The organism is Bacillus sp. UNCCL81, from assembly GCF_900112535.1.
Lineage (GTDB): Bacteria > Bacillota > Bacilli > Bacillales > Bacillaceae_G > Gottfriedia > Gottfriedia luciferensis_B.
Genome location: NZ_FOMF01000008.1, coordinates 101,157 through 117,747 on the forward strand (window position 1 = coordinate 101,157; position 16,591 = coordinate 117,747).

Here is a 16,591-nt window from a genome sequence, read left to right on the forward strand (position 1 = left end):
CAATTAAATTTGGTCCTTTTTTCTACTATTAACTGTCATTTAAGTATCAAATAAAGTCCCATTCAATGCTTCAATATATCTTTTAGCCGAATTATGGACAACGAGCTTTGCATTTTCTTTTACAATCCCATGAAATGCATTATAAATCCGATCAAATGTTAACTTCTCTACTGCTAACGATATCTCTTTTACTTTTTTGGCTGGTAATGGAATTAAATTAGGATAGCTATACATAAAACTTACCCAATTTGGATCTGCAACAACTTGAATTATATCTCCCGTTAACAGTATTCCTTTTTGCTCATTTCCAGCTTTCCATTCTAATACTGCCCCACCTTTAAAGTGCCCGCCTAATCGATGAATTTGAATTCCTTTGTTAAGCTCTAACGATTCACCAGACCAAAAAATAATCCTATCGCTTTTTCTCGTAACCCACTCTTGATCATCTTCATGTATGTATAGAGGTACATCAAATCTTTCAGCCCATTCAATTTGACTAGAGTAATAGTGTGGATGTGATAGAGCAATCGCATTGATTCCTCCTAACCTCATAATTTCTTCAATCGTCTTCTCATCTAGATAAGTGACACAATCCCATAATAAATTAAATCCTTTATTCTTAATGAGATATGCAGTTTGACCAATCCCAAACTTAGGGCTCGTTACAATACTATATAAATTTTCTTCTTCAAAGCGAATAATATTTTGATAGTTTTGTTCTTTCATTGATTGTAATGTTGTCCAACTTTGACCACTTGGATTGATGTATTGTCTTTCTTCAGAACAAATTATGCAGTACTCAGGAGGATCAATTGACTTGTTATACTGAACGCCACAAGTCGTACAAATAAATTTAAACATTTACTTATTCATCTCACTTTCCCTCTAATTTAATCTGACGTATTTCAAATGAATCCCGAGGTAAGAATTTCCAATATAAATAGGCACATTTAAGTATAGTAAATCAAAAACTGATTTATTACACTTGAATGTGCCTAAATGATTTAAGTTCTATTATTTAATTTTTACTACTTTACCTTTTGTCATTTCAATTAATTCATTTGGTGTTAACTGAAAAATTGCTTTTGGATGACCCGCAGCAGCCCATATTTCTTTATACTGTAATAGATCCTCATCAATAAATGTAATTACTTGGTTTTTATGACCGATTGGTGAAACTCCTCCAATTACAAACCCTGTTTGTTCACGTACAAAATCAGCATCTGCTTTTCCTAATTTATCATTTAGTATTTTCTCGATTTGTTTCTCATTTACTCGGTTTATTCCACTTGCTACTACTAGTACAGCGCTATTTGAACTTTCTAATTTAAATATAATCGACTTTGCTATTTGAGCCACTTCACAATTTAATGCATCCGCCGCTTCCTTAGCAGTTCTTGCACTATTTGGTAATTCAATCACTTTATTTGAATAACCTAAATCAAAAATTAAATCTTGTACTATTTTTGCACTTTCTTTTAATGCTTCCATTTACATCACTTCCCTAAAAAAATTGATTTTTTATTTATTCAATATTAAAAGGTACAATCCTGCTGTTTTTAAAATAAAAAAACTATTTCCACCAAATTGAATTAGGATATTCACCTGTACTTATATTAATTGTTTCTCCAATTTTGGGTGTGGCATACTTTACCCCATTTTCTTTAGCAGCCTTAACAGCTCGTTCAATTGGGTCATTCCAGTCATGAAATGCTAATGTAAAAGCACCAAAATGAATTGGAACAAGAACTTTACCTTTTACATCAACAAAAGCCTGAACTGTTTCTTCTGGCAGCATATGGATTGCAGACCATCGTTTATCATATTGACCACATTCCATTAGCGCAAGATCAAACGGTCCATATTTTTCCCCTATTTCCTTAAAGTGAGGTGCATAACCGCTATCTCCACTAAAGTAAATTTTCTTTGTCTCACCAATGATGACCCATGAACACCATAATGTACTGTTACGATCAGTTAAGCTTCTCCCTGAAAAATGTCTTGCTGGTGTACAAGCTAATGTTAATTGATCAAATTTAAATTCATCCCACCAGTTATGTTCAGAAATACTCTCTTTCGGTACTCCCCAACTCACCAAGTGACTCCCTACACCAAGAGGAACAATAAATCGATTAACCTTTTGTTTTATTTTTTTTATAGTACCGTAATCTAAATGGTCATAATGATCATGCGATAATATGACAGCATCTATTTTTGGTAATTCATTGATCTCAATTGGTAAACCTCCACTATATCTTTTACCACCAAATTGAGGAAACGGGGTGGGTGCGTTCCCAAACATTGGATCAATTAAAATATTTTTTCCTTCGATTTGAATTAATAAAGCTGAATGTCCAAACCAAGTAATTTTTGTGTCGTTATTTTTCGAATGCAATAATGAAACATCGATTTTCTCCATTGGAATCCCATCTTTAGGCGTACGGTTCGGATTTTTCTTAACAAAGTCTCTAATCATAGAAATATTTGTTTTGAAATCCATACTCATACTCGTAGGAACTTGGTTTATAAACTTACCATTTTTATAATGATCCAAAGCATAAAATGACTCCATTTGATCCTTTGAATATTTCTTCCCAAAATGAGGATATGTATTTAAAAAAGTTATGATAAAGATAACTAACAATACTAAAATTAGTAAAAATAACATTTAATTTCTACCTCCAAATAAAGCTTTACTAAATTTTACACTACCACAATTTTATGAGATTAAACAAATATTCAGATTGCTTTTCTACATAAAAAATAACTTTCATTTGATAAAAAAATAAAAAAAAGAGAGGTAAAATTCACCTCTCCTTAACCAGTTTCTTCTATTATATATGCACCTAGTTTAAAGTTCTTAATAAATTAGCCATTTCAATTGCCGAAATACCAGCATCCCAGCCTTTATTACCAGCTTTCGTGCCCGCTCTTTCAATCGCTTGTTCAATATTTTCTGTCGTTAATACACCAAAAATAACAGGGATCCCAGTTTGTAGGGTAATAGCAGCGACACCTTTTGCTACCTCGTTACATACGTAATCATAATGAGTAGTTGACCCACGAATAACTGTTCCTAGCGTAATGACCGCATCGTATTTTTTTGAATCTGCTAGTTTTTTTGCAACTAATGGAATTTCAAATGCTCCTGGTACCCAAATAACATCAACGTCTGATTCTTCTACACCATGACGATATAGAGCATCTTCTGCACCACCAAGTAGTTTTGATGTAATAAATTCATTAAAACGTCCTACGATTACTGCAACTTTAAGTCCTGATCCTACTAAATTTCCTTCGAATTTCATAATTATCTCTCCCTATTAATAGTGTAATAAATGTCCCATTTTTTCGATTTTAGTAATTAAATATTTTTCGTTTTCTGTTTTCATTTCGGTTTGAATTGGCACTCGATTATTAATCTGTATTCCGTGAGATTTTAACGCATCAATTTTAACTGGATTATTAGTTATTAAATCTATACTCTCAATGCCTAAATCTTTTATAATTTGAGCACTTATCGCATAATCTCTTAAATCTGAATCAAATCCTAAGTTTAAATTTGCTTCAACAGTATCAAAGCCTTCTTCCTGTAACTTATATGCTCTTAACTTATTAAGTAAGCCAATCCCTCTGCCTTCTTGTCGCATATAAACAATTACGCCTTTGCCTGCTTCTTCAATCATCGATAATGTTGATTGTAACTGAGGTCCACAATCACAACGACATGAGCCAAATACATCACCTGTTAAACATTCCGAATGAATACGTACAAGCACTGGTTCACCATCGTCAACTTTACCTTTTACAATCGCAATATGCTCTTTACCGTCGATCTCATTTGTATAACCAATCATCTTAAAATCACCAAAATCAGTTGGTAATTTAATTTCAACTTCTCTATTTACAAGTTGTTCAGTTTCTCGTCTATAATGAATTAAATCTTTAATTGTTATCATTTTTAAATTAAACTTGTTTGCGATTTTGATTAAATCAGGTACTCTTGCCATTGTTCCATCATCATTCATAATTTCACAAATGACACCAACTTCTTTCGATCCAGCCATTCGAGCTAAATCTACTGCAGCTTCAGTATGTCCCGGTCTCTCAATAACGCCTCCGTTTTTAGCGACTAAAGGAAACATATGACCAGGTCTTCTAAAATCTGCTCCAGTTGATTTATCATTTAACATTTGTAAAACAGTATGTGAACGCTCAAATGCTGAGATACCAGTAGTAGAATCGATATGATCAATACTTACAGTAAAGGCAGTTCCATGTGAATCTGTATTGTTTGTTACCATGTCATATAAATCTAGTTTTTTCGCTATCTCTTCAGAAACAGGTGCACAAATTAAACCGCGGCCATGTGTTGCCATAAAATTTATATTTTCAGGAGTTGCAAATTCACCGATAACAACAAAATCTCCTTCATTTTCTCTATCTTCATCATCACAAACAATAATAATTTTTCCATTTTTTAAGTCTTCAATTGCTTCTTCTATTTTAGAGAACATGATCTTACTCCTTTATATATAGCCATTTTGAGATAAAAATGAAGTTGTTATTGCAGAACTCTTTTTCGTCTCATTCATACCAAGCATTTTTTCAACATACTTACCTAATAAATCAAACTCAATATTAACAACGTCTCCCGTTTTTTTACTGCCTAAGATCGTATGTGAGCGGGTATGAGGAATTAAAGAGATTGTTACAATATCATTTTCAACTTCAAATATTGTTAAACTTGTACCATCAATCGTTATACTGCCTTTATGTAGGCAATATTTAGCAAACGAACTTGGAATAGTAATTTTATACATTACTGCGTTTTCCATTGCATTTACAGATATAATTTTACCTGTGCCATCAATATGACCCGATACAATATGTCCACCAAACCTTCCATTTGCAGCCATTGCCCGCTCTAAATTTACTTTTTGGTTTGAAACCAAAGTACTTAGATTCGACGCTTGAAACGTTTCAGGCATGACATCAACAGAAAATTCATTTTTAGTAAAATCTGTAACGGTTAAACACACTCCATTTACAGAGATACTATCTCCTAAATGAACATCCTCTAAAATGACTGGTGCCTCAATTGTTAGCAATAAAGTTTTACCTTTTTTTATGATATTTTTTACTGTTCCTATTTCCTCAACGATTCCAGTAAACAAGTTTTTTCACCTCATTTCGAAAAATCATTTTACACTCAAGCCCGATAAATGACTTTGTAAGATCCATCTCAAATTTCATAAATAGTTGATCCACCTTATCACACCCTCTAATTCAAATTAATTTGAAAAAGTGAAAAGCCCCTTAGAAAACTCCTAAGGGGCAATAGATGTTTAAGAAAGGAAGCATACTTAAATAAACGCTAGTTCAAAATAAGTCTATTTAAAGACAGTACTATATCGCGTCTATTGTTGTGCATACAAAATATGCACAACCAACTAAGCCTATACGGATAGTATTTTTGAAAAAACAAATAACCATACCATATATGCACTCCATCCTTCTCCCATCCAGACTATACTGTCGGCTCTAGACTCTAACTAGATCAGCAACATATAAAAAATCTATATGAAGCTCACGGGCTTAGTATAAAAATATACAACACCGCCGGTTGGGAATTTCACCCGACCCCGAAGGACACTAATTATCAAATTTGGTTTCATTATAACTAGCAATTATTTGATTGTAAAGATTTTAAGATTCTATTTCTTTTAAAACGATCTAATAGAAAAGATAATTTAAGCGAAAAAACCTTATAAAATATGGAAAATTCCACACTCTATTTAGTTAAAAAATTTATTATTTTTTTCTACCAAATTTAATCACCTTGCTATATATATTTTTTTGCAACCAATACAAAAGTGTATAAATATTAATATTAAAGTAACTTCAGAAAATATTAATTCATGCAATTAATGTAGACATTAAGACTTACAAATTCCAGAATTACATTAATTTAGATTAATTAATAATACAATCGAATAGTTTTTTCATTTAGATAAAATCAGATTTTTCATTATGTTTATTTATAGCAAGAAGTAATAAACTCCACTTAACAATGCTCCTAGAATCATTAGGAAAACATTTTATTAAGCGTTTCTCTTTATATCAGAAATAGAAAGATGTAAACCTGATAACTACAAAAAAAGATTTAATTCTAAAATAACAAAAGGCCTTTCATCTGCACTAAAAAAGTAATAGCTTCATCGTATACCAATCTGAAAAAAACGTGTAAAACTTGAGTAAATATCCATATAAAAATAATAATAAATATACAATAAGTAGAATTATTATTATTATTATAAAAATTTACATTTCAAATAAAGAAACTTCTTTTAATAGAAGTTCCCTCTCTTATCCATTATTCATTTCCAACTTGTAAAATTTTTTCATGTTGTTTTAAATCTCTTTTTTGTAGCCAAATAAAGTACACTGAAACTAATATGATCAATATTAATATGACTGGTGAAGAGAATAAAAGTATTCCTAAAAAGCAAATTGCTAGAATACATGAACCCATTTTAAAAAATATGGAATCAAATAATCGCAAACATGCCAATACTCCTAGTAAGGCGTTGCATAGGAAGAATGCATTTGCAATCGCTACAAGTGTTTGAATGTTTAGGAAGTCATTAAAATAGAGAATAAATACAATTATGTGAATGCCAAACAAACTAAATAATGATCGAGTTGCAACATTATTTTTATTTTTAAAAGAAAGCCATGAAGGTAATAAACCGTTTTTGGCTTGATCGGCAATTAGCCTTGATACTGCTCCTATTACTAGCAGAACCGTACTAATACAAAGAGCAATTGTAATTGTTGAAATAATTGGAGTTGACCAACTTCCAAATAAACTCTGAAGTAACGGTGCTAATGATTGATCCATCATACTTCCATTTTTAGAATGAATCCACTGGAAAGCAAATGCAACTGTTAAACTTACTATTGCTATAATCGAGAAACTTAAGACTACTGCTTTAGGAATTGTTCGTTCTGGAGTTTTTACTTCTAAAGAATAGCTACCGATGACCTCCCACCCGATTAATGCCCAAAATAATAAAAGTAAACTTTCTCCAAAATCAGAAACAGTAATTGGCTTCGATAAAGTAAAGCTCCCATCAACTGTAAATAATGTATGAATACTGCCAACTATAAGTGTCACTACAATGAAACTAGACATGAAAAAGGCAAATTTTCCAACATCGGCAATGCTTCTAGTTAAAATGATATAAACAAAACATAGTATTCCTAAAGCTAGCCACTTTTCATTGAAGAAGCTTTGATTCGTCAGTAGTTGTAAGTAATGCCCTGCCGTTCCTGTAACTGCAATTGGTCCAAAACAAACTGCAAGTAAAAAGAAAATAGCTGAAAGGTTTTTTATTTGTGTACCAAAAGCACGCTCAACTGCCAATGGCACTCCAGAATCTCCTGGAATCAACAAACTTAGCTTACCGAACATTAGTGCAAATATTAAACTTAAACCAAGCATAAGAACCCAAGCAAAAATAGCATAATTTCCAGTAGTTACATACACTGCAGGTGGTAAAATAATAATTCCTGAACCTAAAATAGGTCCAATCATTAACCCGCTGAGCAAAAGAAAACCAATTTTTCGATTCCTCATTCATATCCCTCCAATAGTTATTGAAACAAATTGTAATTTCGTATAATTTAATTATATGAACCAATCTAACATCGGTAAAATGAATAGTTATGATATAAACTATCGGAAAATCCGATAGTTAGGAGGCAATTATGGAAATCCGACATTTAATTACATTTAAGTCAATTGTGGATATGGGCGGGTTCTCTAGAGCTGCGATCCATCTCGGATATGCACAATCTACAGTTACTGCACATATACAAGCACTTGAGCAAGAGCTAGGAGTACCTTTATTTGACCGATTAGGTAAAAAGGTACATCTGACTGAGGTCGGTGAGAACTTTTTAGTTCACGCAATCGAAATGATTCAGCTCTATACAAAAGCAAAAGATGTATTCCAAATGGAAAATGAAGAGGTATCTACATTAAAAATTGGCGCTCCAGAATCTTTAACAATCTATCGTCTTCCACTAATTATCCAAGCATTTCGATCACAAAACCCGAAAGTAAATATTATGATGAAATCTGGTTCATGTTGGGAATTACAAGATGAATTACGTCGAGGCGATCTAGATATTGGCTTCTTCCTGCAGGCTCCATTACCGGATTCTGATTTATATACGGAAACACTAATTGAAGAACCACTTGTCATTTTGCTACCTCCATCTTCTGATACTAGAACACTTTCATCGTTTACACTAAATGCGAATGAAAATATAATTCTCACAGAACAAGGTAGTTATCGTGATTATTTTGAAGCATTTTTAAGAAGTAAAGGAATCGCAACTGAGACTGGAATGGAATTTTGGAGTGTTGAGGCAATTAAACAATGTGTTATGTGTGGACTTGGTATATCCATACTCCCACTCGTAGCAGTTCAAAATGAAATGCAGCAACAAAAACTAAAAGTCATAAAATGGGATACAAATTTAGGAAGTGTATCTACGATCATGTCTTGGCATAAAAACAGATGGCAATCCCGTGCTGCTAGAAAATTTATGGAAGTTGTTAGAGAACAGTCACCTTTATGGGATCAGTCTATCAAAAGCTAGTTTTATATTAGTTTTTACTTTGGAGTTATAGTCCGGACATATAGTTTAACTTTATTGATTAAATTTTATTGAAATAATTCGGCATAATCCTTGAAAATTTATTGTGTAATAATATTGGTTTTACTGGATTTTATTTAATTTTAGCTGTTTCTCAGTCCATTTTTAATGTTATTTCTTCTATTTTTTTAATGCATTTACTCTATACAATCATGTTTCAAGACTTTATTTGCAGTTATGCTGATTTTTATTGCAGATACCAATTTTTTATTTGCACTTCCCCAGATTTATTTGCAGTTTCAGCTTTTTTTGCACTTCCCCATACAACGTCACGAAAAAAAGCTAGCCCCTGACTAGCTTTTTTATTATACCGTCTGCCGCTCAATTAATTTAATCGCTATCTCCTCTTGATTAATTACAGAATCAATCGCTTGTATAAAAAGTTTCTTCCCTATTTCTCGTAATGGAATTTCGACTGTTGTTAACTTCATTACTTTTGCAATTGGTTGATTATCGAACCCAATTATCGCTAGATCATGAGGAATAGCTATTCCACGATCATTACAGCAAGTCTGCACACCCGCTGCCACTTGGTCACTTGTTACTAACAAGGCTGTTGGTCTCTCTTTTAAATTTAATAAAGATTGGACGATTCTTTCACCATCTTCAAAATAGTAACAATTCTCGAATACGAAATCGTTATTTAGAGATTCATTATATTTATTATGAAAATCAATATAGGCAGATTCTCTTTGTTTACTATTCTTGCCTGTTCTACGGCCAATACTATAACCGATTTTCCGATGTCCCTTTTGATATAAATATTCTAATGCAATCATGAAGCAATTGTATTGATCGATAAATGTTGAGGAAACCCCCGTATTTCTCGTATCTTCAAATAATACTATTTGTCCATATTGCTTATAATGCTCGATCATTTCAATCGAACAAATTCTAGAACAAATAATGAGCGAATCTATTTGTTTATGCTGCAGCATCTTTAAAGCCTCAATTTCTCTCTTCTCCTCATAATTTGATTGAAATAGTACTAACTTATAATTATTTTTTATCGCTTCGTTAGCAATTCCATCAATTAGCAATCCAAAGTACGGATGTTGCGAGAACGGAATAACCACTCCAATTAGATTCGTTTTTCCTTTACTTAAATTGACTGCATTTTGATTTCGTTGATAATTTGTTAACTCAATTGCATTTAAAACTGCTTTTCTTTTTTCCTCACTAACGTATGGTTCATCATTTAAAACTCGTGAGACTGTTGTAACCGAAACGCCGGCAATCCTCGCAATTTCTTTAATATTAGACATTTTCTCACCTTTTCTAAACTTTTTCTTGCTCTGAAACTAGTTCCATACTTTACGATGTTCTAATCATAAAAAGGAGGTACGAATATGCAAATACTTTTTGGTTTACTTTGTTTACTATTTATGTGTAGTTCAATTTTATTTTTCGCTTTCTTTGCTATCATACAACAAGAAAAGAAACGAGTTAAGTAATGCAGGCAAAACTTAAAACAATCGCTTCAACAATTACCCTCCTTGTCCTATATTACATAATCCTTTAAAAAAGCTCCTATTTTCCATGAATACTCTAACTTTACTATGTAAATAATAAAATAGGTTAGTAATTAAAGGAGGTATTATGATGGATACTGAAAGAGCCTTAGAAATCGTAGCTGCACCTGGTATGATTAATGTAACATGCGATGGAGTACCTGTTTATATTCAGCATGTTAATAAAAATGAGGGGACAGCAAGAATTTATCCTCTTGATCAACCGCAAAATGATAAAGAAGTATCATTAAGTCACTTAAAAGAACAATAAATGATAAAAAAGACCCGAAAATAAACCTCTATTATGGAGGTTTATTTCATTTTTGGGAAAAAAGCCCAATTATATAACTATTTAGTCTGATTTCATCTGAAACCTTTAGGAATATAATGCTTTATGAGTGCAGTATTACTTATGGCATAACTATCAACTAGTTTATTTTTACCAAACGACTAGGTATTGGGTAATAAGTCTAATTTACTACTTATTTTTAAAAAAATTGAAAAAAAAGTCGAAATATTGTTTGAATATTTTTATAAGTGTGTTATCATAAAAATCACTTAAGGGAGACAAACTGTAATATTACTTCGTAGCTAATTGTCAGAATTTTCTATTTTTTAAGGTCAAATTAGAAAATACTAAACTTTCTTAATAGAAGATTAAAAAACTACAAAAAAAGATTAGAGGAGGCTCATATGAATTTATTTCGAAAAAAATCGGTTACAAGCAGTTCGCCTAGTTCACTTAAACAAGTTCTAGGGGCGTTTGATCTTACAATGTTAGGTATCGGTGCCATCATCGGTACAGGTATATTCGTTTTAACTGGTGTAGCAGCAGCTGATTATGCAGGTCCAGCACTTGTTCTTTCATTTATTATCGCAGGTTTAGCTTGTACATTCGCCGCACTTTGTTACTCTGAATTTGCTTCTATGATTCCAGAGGCTGGTAGTGCTTACACTTATAGTTATGTTGCTTTTGGTGAAGTTATTGCTTGGATATTAGGTTGGGATATGGTACTAGAGTATGGACTTGCATCTTCAGCAGTAGCAAGTGGATGGTCTGGATATTTCCAAAGTTTATTACATGGTTTTGGAGTAAACCTTCCAACAGCTTTAACAAGTGCATTTGATCCATCTAAACATACTTTTATTGATTTACCAGCAGTAATTATTGTTTTACTTGTAACGTTCATTCTTACTAGAGGTGTTAGAGAATCTGCAAAACTTAACACGATCATGGTAATTGTAAAATTAGCAGTAGTAGCACTTTTCATCGTTGTTGGTGTTTGGTACGTTCAACCGCATAACTGGACTCCATTTATGCCAATGGGATTCCATGGGGTAACAGCTGGTGCTGCAGTAGTAGTATTTGCTTACTTTGGATTTGATGCAGTATCAACTGCAGCTGAGGAAGTTAAAAACCCTCAACGTAACTTACCAATCGGTATTATCTCAGCTTTAACAATTTGTACAATCTTATATATTGTCGTTTCATTAATTCTTACTGGTATCGTTCCGTTTGATCAATTAGGTGTTAAAGACCCTGTTGCTTTTGCACTAGCATTTATTCACCAAGATTGGGCTGCTGGTTTCATTTCACTTGGCGCAATCATCGGTATTACAACTGTATTAATCGTAATGATGTTTGGACAAACTCGTCTATTCTATGCAATCTCTAAAGACGGTTTATTACCAGGTAAATTATCAAAAGTTAATAAGAAAACTTCAGTTCCTGTAACAAGCACTTGGGTAACTGGCGGATTAGTTGCTTTATTCGCTGGCTTAATTCCATTAAACAAATTAGCTGAATTAACAAATATCGGTACGCTATTCGCTTTCTCTGCTGTTTCTCTTGGTATTCTTGTATTAAGAAAAACTCGCCCAGACTTAAAGCGAGGATTCAAAACTCCTTGGGTACCTGTAGTACCAGTATTAGCTGTTGTATTCTGTGTATATTTAATGCTACAACTTTCATCATTTACTTGGAAAGGTTTCGTAGTTTGGTTAGTAATCGGTTTAGTAATTTATAGCACATACGGATATAAAAATTCTAAACTAAACGGTAAAAATAAGTTTGATAAGGATTCAAATCAAACTGCATAAGTAAGCAAATCCCACTATAGTAACCTATAGTGGGATTTTTTTGTTAGTTACATATTTTCCACAACAACAAACTTTACAAAAACAGATTTACTTTATGATATGATACGACTTAGGAAATTTTATTTTCGAAGAACAGGAGCTGTTAAAATGTTCCCATTAAAAAATTATTATGAATCATTTATTAAAAAAGATCTTATTGGAGTGAAAAGAGAGATTGCATTAAAACGACTAAGTAATTTACTTGCTTGTCAAAAGATTAGTAAAGATACGAAAGAAGTTGTACATATTCGTTATTTTACTTGTACCGAAACACTTCAGCCTACTGACACTTATTTAGGTACAATTGCTGTGAAGTTTCAAAATGGTTATGTAGTTGAAACTGCAATTTCACTTCCTAAGGAAAAATAATTCATTTATTAAAACTTACGTCTAGGTATAAGCCTAATTACATTATAGACTAGTTTCATAGTTGGCAAAAAAACATACGATACATTATCCACCTCTCCTAATTGTAATTTTCAATTAGTTACATGACCCTAAGGGAGTTTCCCTTAAATATCGTATGAAGGAGGTCACATGTATGAGTACTGGACATCACGGTCACCATCTTAACGGTTTTGCTTTAATCGTTGTTCTATTTATTTTATTAATCATTGTTGGAGCAGCTTGCTGGTCTGGATATGACGGATATGGATATGGACATCACTGGTAATCTTTAAAAACTATAAAACTCCTGTTAAATTTTAACAGGAGTTTTTTTATTATATATTAAGAAGCCTGAGCTTGCTTTGAATGAATTGTATTGATATGTACTGAACTTTTTAAGACGAACAGTTTTTCTATTCCAAGGTAACGATCTAAACTTAACACGTAAACTCGATTTAAAGAAAGTAAAATTCCAAAAGCGCTTGTATATAAGGTTAAACTTATTAAGTTCATATTACCTGAAAGAATGAAATTAATATGCATAAATAGACAAAATAATACAGAAGGAAGAATGAATAAACCCATTATTAATAGAATGCCAATTAAAATTTGAACTACAGGAATCGTGTAATTAAAAAATAAGTAATGCTTCATTGCAAAATGTTGAATGAAATATTTATAAAACTCAGGGACATTTGGCTTTTCAATGGCCAAAATAAAATAGGTTTTAATAAAAGTCCCAGGTTCACTATACCAACGCTTCTCAGTAATTTTCGTAACCCCAGCAAATAACCAACCAATTCCAAATAGAATTCGCATTAAAGTAAATAAACATTGAAAAGCATTATTTTTTAGTTGCTGAATGAATAATTCCATTTAAATAAGTTCTCCAATTCTTTATAGTAAGAAATTCTAAATTCTCACTAATATCATGTGTTTTTTTTAAAATTGATATTTAATTCTCAAAATTGATTATCCTCGATAAATTCCACCTCCTTTGCATTTTATTGAAAATAGTTATCATTATCAATTACCGTTTACAATCGTAGCAGTAATGATAATCATTTTCAATGGTAATATTTGTATATAAGGCCTCTTTGCTTGATTCTTCCTATTCCCTTTTACTTCATTTCTTTACCTTCAGCATTTCTCTTAAAAAACAATAAAAAAAAGACCTTCTCTCAAATTTAAGAGCGTAAGTCTTTATAATGCGGCATGCTTTTTAAGAAAAATTTTAAATGAATACCCAATCACCCCACGGTTAATAATATGTTAGGTTTCTATTTTTAATTAAGAGGAGGTTCACTATGAATAAACAACGCGCTCAAGAGATTGCTTCTTCACCTGAAATGGCAAATGTGACGTATAATGGAGTACCAATTTACATTCAACATGTTGATGAAACAAATGAAACTGCTAGAATCTATCCGCTTGGTCAACCAGATCGGGAGGAAGAAGTTTCAATCAATAGTTTGTCGGAACATTAATTCTCGAGTAAAAAAACAAACCTCTTTGTTTTGAGGTTTGTTTTTTCATTGTTAATTCCTATTACCAGCTTAAACTTTCAATTAAATTGCATTTAAGGCATTCTTGTATCGTATCTTTCTTCTGGAAATCGTGTACACAGTTTTTTTGAATTGTGCTCAGTTCAATTTTCAACTGATTCATATTTCTTTCCAAATTCTTTATTTCTTTTATGATTTCTTCTACCCTATTCATATAAGGCTCACACCCTTATTGATAGATTTCTCCGCCTTGTTTTCTAAATTCAAGTGCTTTTTCTTGCATTCCTTCTTCAATGATTGAATCATTCTGAAGTTCTTCTTGTTTTACTATATCTCGAATATCTTGAGAGATTCTCATACTACAGAATTTTGGACCACACATTGAACAAAAATGCGCTGTTTTAGCTCCTTCAGCAGGTAATGTTTCGTCGTGATATTCAATTGCTCTTTCCGGATCAAGTGAAAGATTAAACTGATCACGCCATCTAAATTCAAATCTTGCTTTTGAAAGTGCATCATCTCTTTTTTGTGCACCAGGGTGGCCTTTTGCTAAGTCAGCTGCATGCGCTGCTATTTTGTATGTAATAACACCTACTCTTACATCTTCTTTATTTGGAAGACCTAAATGCTCTTTCGGAGTTACATAACAAAGCATTGCAGTACCAAACCAACCAATCATTGCTGCACCGATCGCTGATGTAATGTGATCGTATCCAGGCGCAATATCAGTCGTTAACGGTCCTAATGTATAAAATGGCGCTTCCTGACAAATTTCTAATTGTTTATCCATATTCTCTTTAATTAAGTGCATTGGTACATGTCCCGGTCCTTCAATCATAACTTGAACATCGTGTTTCCATGCAATTTTCGTTAACTCACCTAGAGTTTCTAACTCAGCAAACTGTGCTTCGTCATTTGCATCGGCGATTGAACCTGGTCTCAGTCCATCTCCTAAAGAGAATGTTACGTCATAACGCTTCATAATTTCACAAATTTCTTCAAAATGAGTATATAAAAAATTCTCTTTATGATGAGCTAAACACCACTGAGCCAAAATAGAGCCACCACGAGATACAATTCCTGTCACTCGTTTTGCCGTTAATGGGATATAACGTAATAATACACCCGCGTGAATTGTAAAATAGTCTACCCCTTGTTCCGCTTGCTCAATTAGAGTATCTCGAAACACTTCCCAGCTTAAGTCTTCCGCAATTCCATTAACCTTTTCAAGCGCCTGATAAATCGGAACTGTCCCTACTGGTACTGGAGAATTTCGGATAATCCATTCACGTGTTGTATGAATATTCTTACCAGTTGAAAGATCCATCATCGTATCCGCACCCCAGCGAGTAGCCCATGTCATTTTTTCTACTTCTTCTTCGATTGAAGAGGTAACCGCTGAATTACCTATATTGGCGTTTATTTTTACATGAAAATTACGACCGATGATCATTGGCTCACTTTCAGGGTGATTAATATTCGATGGAATGACAGCCCTTCCTTTTGCAACTTCATCGCGAACAAATTCAGCTGAAACATTCTCTCGAATCGCAATAAATTCCATTTCAGGTGTAATAATCCCTTTACGAGCATAATGCATTTGAGTAATATTTCCATTATCTTTTGCACGTAACGGTTTTCTTTTTAACCCTTTAAATACCTCAACATTATGTTGATCTGACTCTTTTCTATATCCATTATCTTCAGGCTTAATTTCACGCCCTTCATACTCTTCAACATCATTTCGTTCGATTACCCAGTTTTGTCTAATCGCCTTAAGTCCCATTCGAATATCAACTGAGCTAGCTGAATCTGTGTAAGGTCCGCTAGTGTCGTATACTCTAACTGGAGCATTTTCTTCTTCGCCAAAAGTGCCAGTTGTTGGACTTAATTGAATCTCACGCATTGGCACCTTAATGTCAGGTCTAGATCCTTCAACATACACCTTCTTACTCCCTGAAAAACTAGACATGATGGAAAAATTCATTTCATTTACAGAATTGTTCATTTGATTTCATTCCCCTTTTTAATTAGTTTAAAAAGGACGAAATCCAATCCATTTAAAGCATGAAAAAAGCCGGAATCTTATATTTAAGACCCGGCTAAATGTTAGTAAAACTACATTAACAATTATGTAATCATTAATGAGAAATTTCTAACTTCCCCACGCTGGTATGAACCAGATCAGGTCCTGAGGGTTAAGAAACTAAGATCGCGTTTCTCTCTCAGCCCAACTAATTGGACACCCCTAGTCAATCTATTAACTTGTTCCACCTAAATATAAACCCACAAATTTAAAATGTAAATGATTTTATTTCC

Annotated in this window: 16 protein-coding genes and 2 riboswitches; of the genes, 6 read left to right on the forward strand and 10 right to left on the reverse strand. The window is 32.7% G+C overall.

Going from position 1 to position 16,591, the window contains the following annotated elements; genetic code table 11:
- Window positions 1–39: 39 nt before the first annotated feature.
- From BM319_RS17405 to BM319_RS17435, 7 genes are all read right to left on the reverse strand, one after another.
- A complete protein-coding gene (locus BM319_RS17405; protein ID WP_069032802.1) occupies window positions 40–861 on the reverse strand; it encodes a hypothetical protein in 822 nt (273 codons plus the stop codon).
- Window positions 862–1,014: 153 nt separating this feature from the next.
- The gene (locus BM319_RS17410) at window positions 1,015–1,491 is read right to left on the reverse strand and encodes a YbaK/EbsC family protein (RefSeq protein ID WP_091023849.1); all 477 of its coding nucleotides are present in this window, start codon (window positions 1,489–1,491) and stop codon (window positions 1,015–1,017) included.
- A gap of 82 nt (window positions 1,492–1,573) precedes the next feature.
- Window positions 1,574–2,572: an MBL fold metallo-hydrolase gene (locus BM319_RS17415; protein WP_502686158.1), complete on the reverse strand. Its 999-nt coding sequence runs from the start codon at window positions 2,570–2,572 to the stop codon at window positions 1,574–1,576.
- A gap of 274 nt (window positions 2,573–2,846) precedes the next feature.
- Complete coding sequence (gene ribH / locus BM319_RS17420; RefSeq protein ID WP_069032800.1) at window positions 2,847–3,308, reverse strand: 6,7-dimethyl-8-ribityllumazine synthase; 462 nt, start codon at window positions 3,306–3,308, stop codon at window positions 2,847–2,849.
- A gap of 15 nt (window positions 3,309–3,323) precedes the next feature.
- Complete coding sequence (locus BM319_RS17425) at window positions 3,324–4,517, reverse strand: bifunctional 3,4-dihydroxy-2-butanone-4-phosphate synthase/GTP cyclohydrolase II (protein WP_091023853.1); 1,194 nt, start codon at window positions 4,515–4,517, stop codon at window positions 3,324–3,326.
- 12 nt (window positions 4,518–4,529) lie between these two features.
- Window positions 4,530–5,177: a riboflavin synthase gene (ribE, locus tag BM319_RS17430; RefSeq protein WP_091023856.1), complete on the reverse strand. Its 648-nt coding sequence runs from the start codon at window positions 5,175–5,177 to the stop codon at window positions 4,530–4,532.
- Between the two features lie 332 nt (window positions 5,178–5,509).
- A riboswitch (FMN riboswitch) is annotated at window positions 5,510–5,657 on the reverse strand.
- A gap of 719 nt (window positions 5,658–6,376) precedes the next feature.
- A complete protein-coding gene (locus BM319_RS17435) occupies window positions 6,377–7,642 on the reverse strand; it encodes an APC family permease (RefSeq protein WP_091023858.1) in 1,266 nt (421 codons plus the stop codon).
- Window positions 7,643–7,773: 131 nt separating this feature from the next.
- Between BM319_RS17435 and BM319_RS17440 the strand changes: the two genes are divergently transcribed.
- Window positions 7,774–8,673 (forward strand): LysR family transcriptional regulator, encoded by a 900-nt coding sequence (locus BM319_RS17440; RefSeq protein WP_091023860.1) that lies wholly within the window; start codon window positions 7,774–7,776, stop codon window positions 8,671–8,673.
- Between the two features lie 362 nt (window positions 8,674–9,035).
- Here the strand turns inward: BM319_RS17440 and BM319_RS17445 are convergent, their stop codons facing one another.
- Window positions 9,036–9,995 (reverse strand): LacI family DNA-binding transcriptional regulator, encoded by a 960-nt coding sequence (locus tag BM319_RS17445; RefSeq protein WP_091023862.1) that lies wholly within the window; start codon window positions 9,993–9,995, stop codon window positions 9,036–9,038.
- Window positions 9,996–10,332: 337 nt separating this feature from the next.
- Here BM319_RS17445 and BM319_RS17450 point away from each other — a divergent pair, with 337 nt between their 5' ends.
- From BM319_RS17450 to BM319_RS17465, 4 genes are all read left to right on the forward strand, one after another.
- Window positions 10,333–10,512, forward strand: a complete 180-nt coding sequence (locus BM319_RS17450; protein ID WP_025672332.1) for an H-type small acid-soluble spore protein — start codon at window positions 10,333–10,335, stop codon at window positions 10,510–10,512.
- Between the two features lie 422 nt (window positions 10,513–10,934).
- Complete coding sequence (bcaP, locus tag BM319_RS17455) at window positions 10,935–12,341, forward strand: branched-chain amino acid transporter BcaP (protein ID WP_091023864.1); 1,407 nt, start codon at window positions 10,935–10,937, stop codon at window positions 12,339–12,341.
- A 147-nt stretch (window positions 12,342–12,488) separates the two neighbouring features.
- Entirely contained in the window at window positions 12,489–12,749 is a 261-nt protein-coding gene (locus BM319_RS17460; RefSeq protein WP_056467548.1) for a hypothetical protein, read from the forward strand.
- A 172-nt stretch (window positions 12,750–12,921) separates the two neighbouring features.
- Complete coding sequence (locus tag BM319_RS17465) at window positions 12,922–13,053, forward strand: YjcZ family sporulation protein (protein ID WP_088014171.1); 132 nt, start codon at window positions 12,922–12,924, stop codon at window positions 13,051–13,053.
- 56 nt (window positions 13,054–13,109) lie between these two features.
- Here BM319_RS17465 and BM319_RS17470 read toward each other — a convergent pair whose 3' ends face one another.
- Window positions 13,110–13,643, reverse strand: coding sequence for a DoxX family membrane protein (locus tag BM319_RS17470; protein ID WP_069033240.1), 534 nt, complete (start codon window positions 13,641–13,643; stop codon window positions 13,110–13,112).
- A 431-nt stretch (window positions 13,644–14,074) separates the two neighbouring features.
- Here BM319_RS17470 and BM319_RS17475 point away from each other — a divergent pair, with 431 nt between their 5' ends.
- Window positions 14,075–14,254, forward strand: coding sequence for a small acid-soluble spore protein H (locus BM319_RS17475; protein WP_056467551.1), 180 nt, complete (start codon window positions 14,075–14,077; stop codon window positions 14,252–14,254).
- Window positions 14,255–14,501: 247 nt separating this feature from the next.
- On the opposite strand, the gene thiC is transcribed toward BM319_RS17475, so the two are convergent.
- Window positions 14,502–16,280: a phosphomethylpyrimidine synthase ThiC gene (gene thiC / locus BM319_RS17480; RefSeq protein WP_091023866.1), complete on the reverse strand. Its 1,779-nt coding sequence runs from the start codon at window positions 16,278–16,280 to the stop codon at window positions 14,502–14,504.
- A 136-nt stretch (window positions 16,281–16,416) separates the two neighbouring features.
- Window positions 16,417–16,532: riboswitch (TPP riboswitch) on the reverse strand.
- Window positions 16,533–16,591 lie beyond the last annotated feature (59 nt).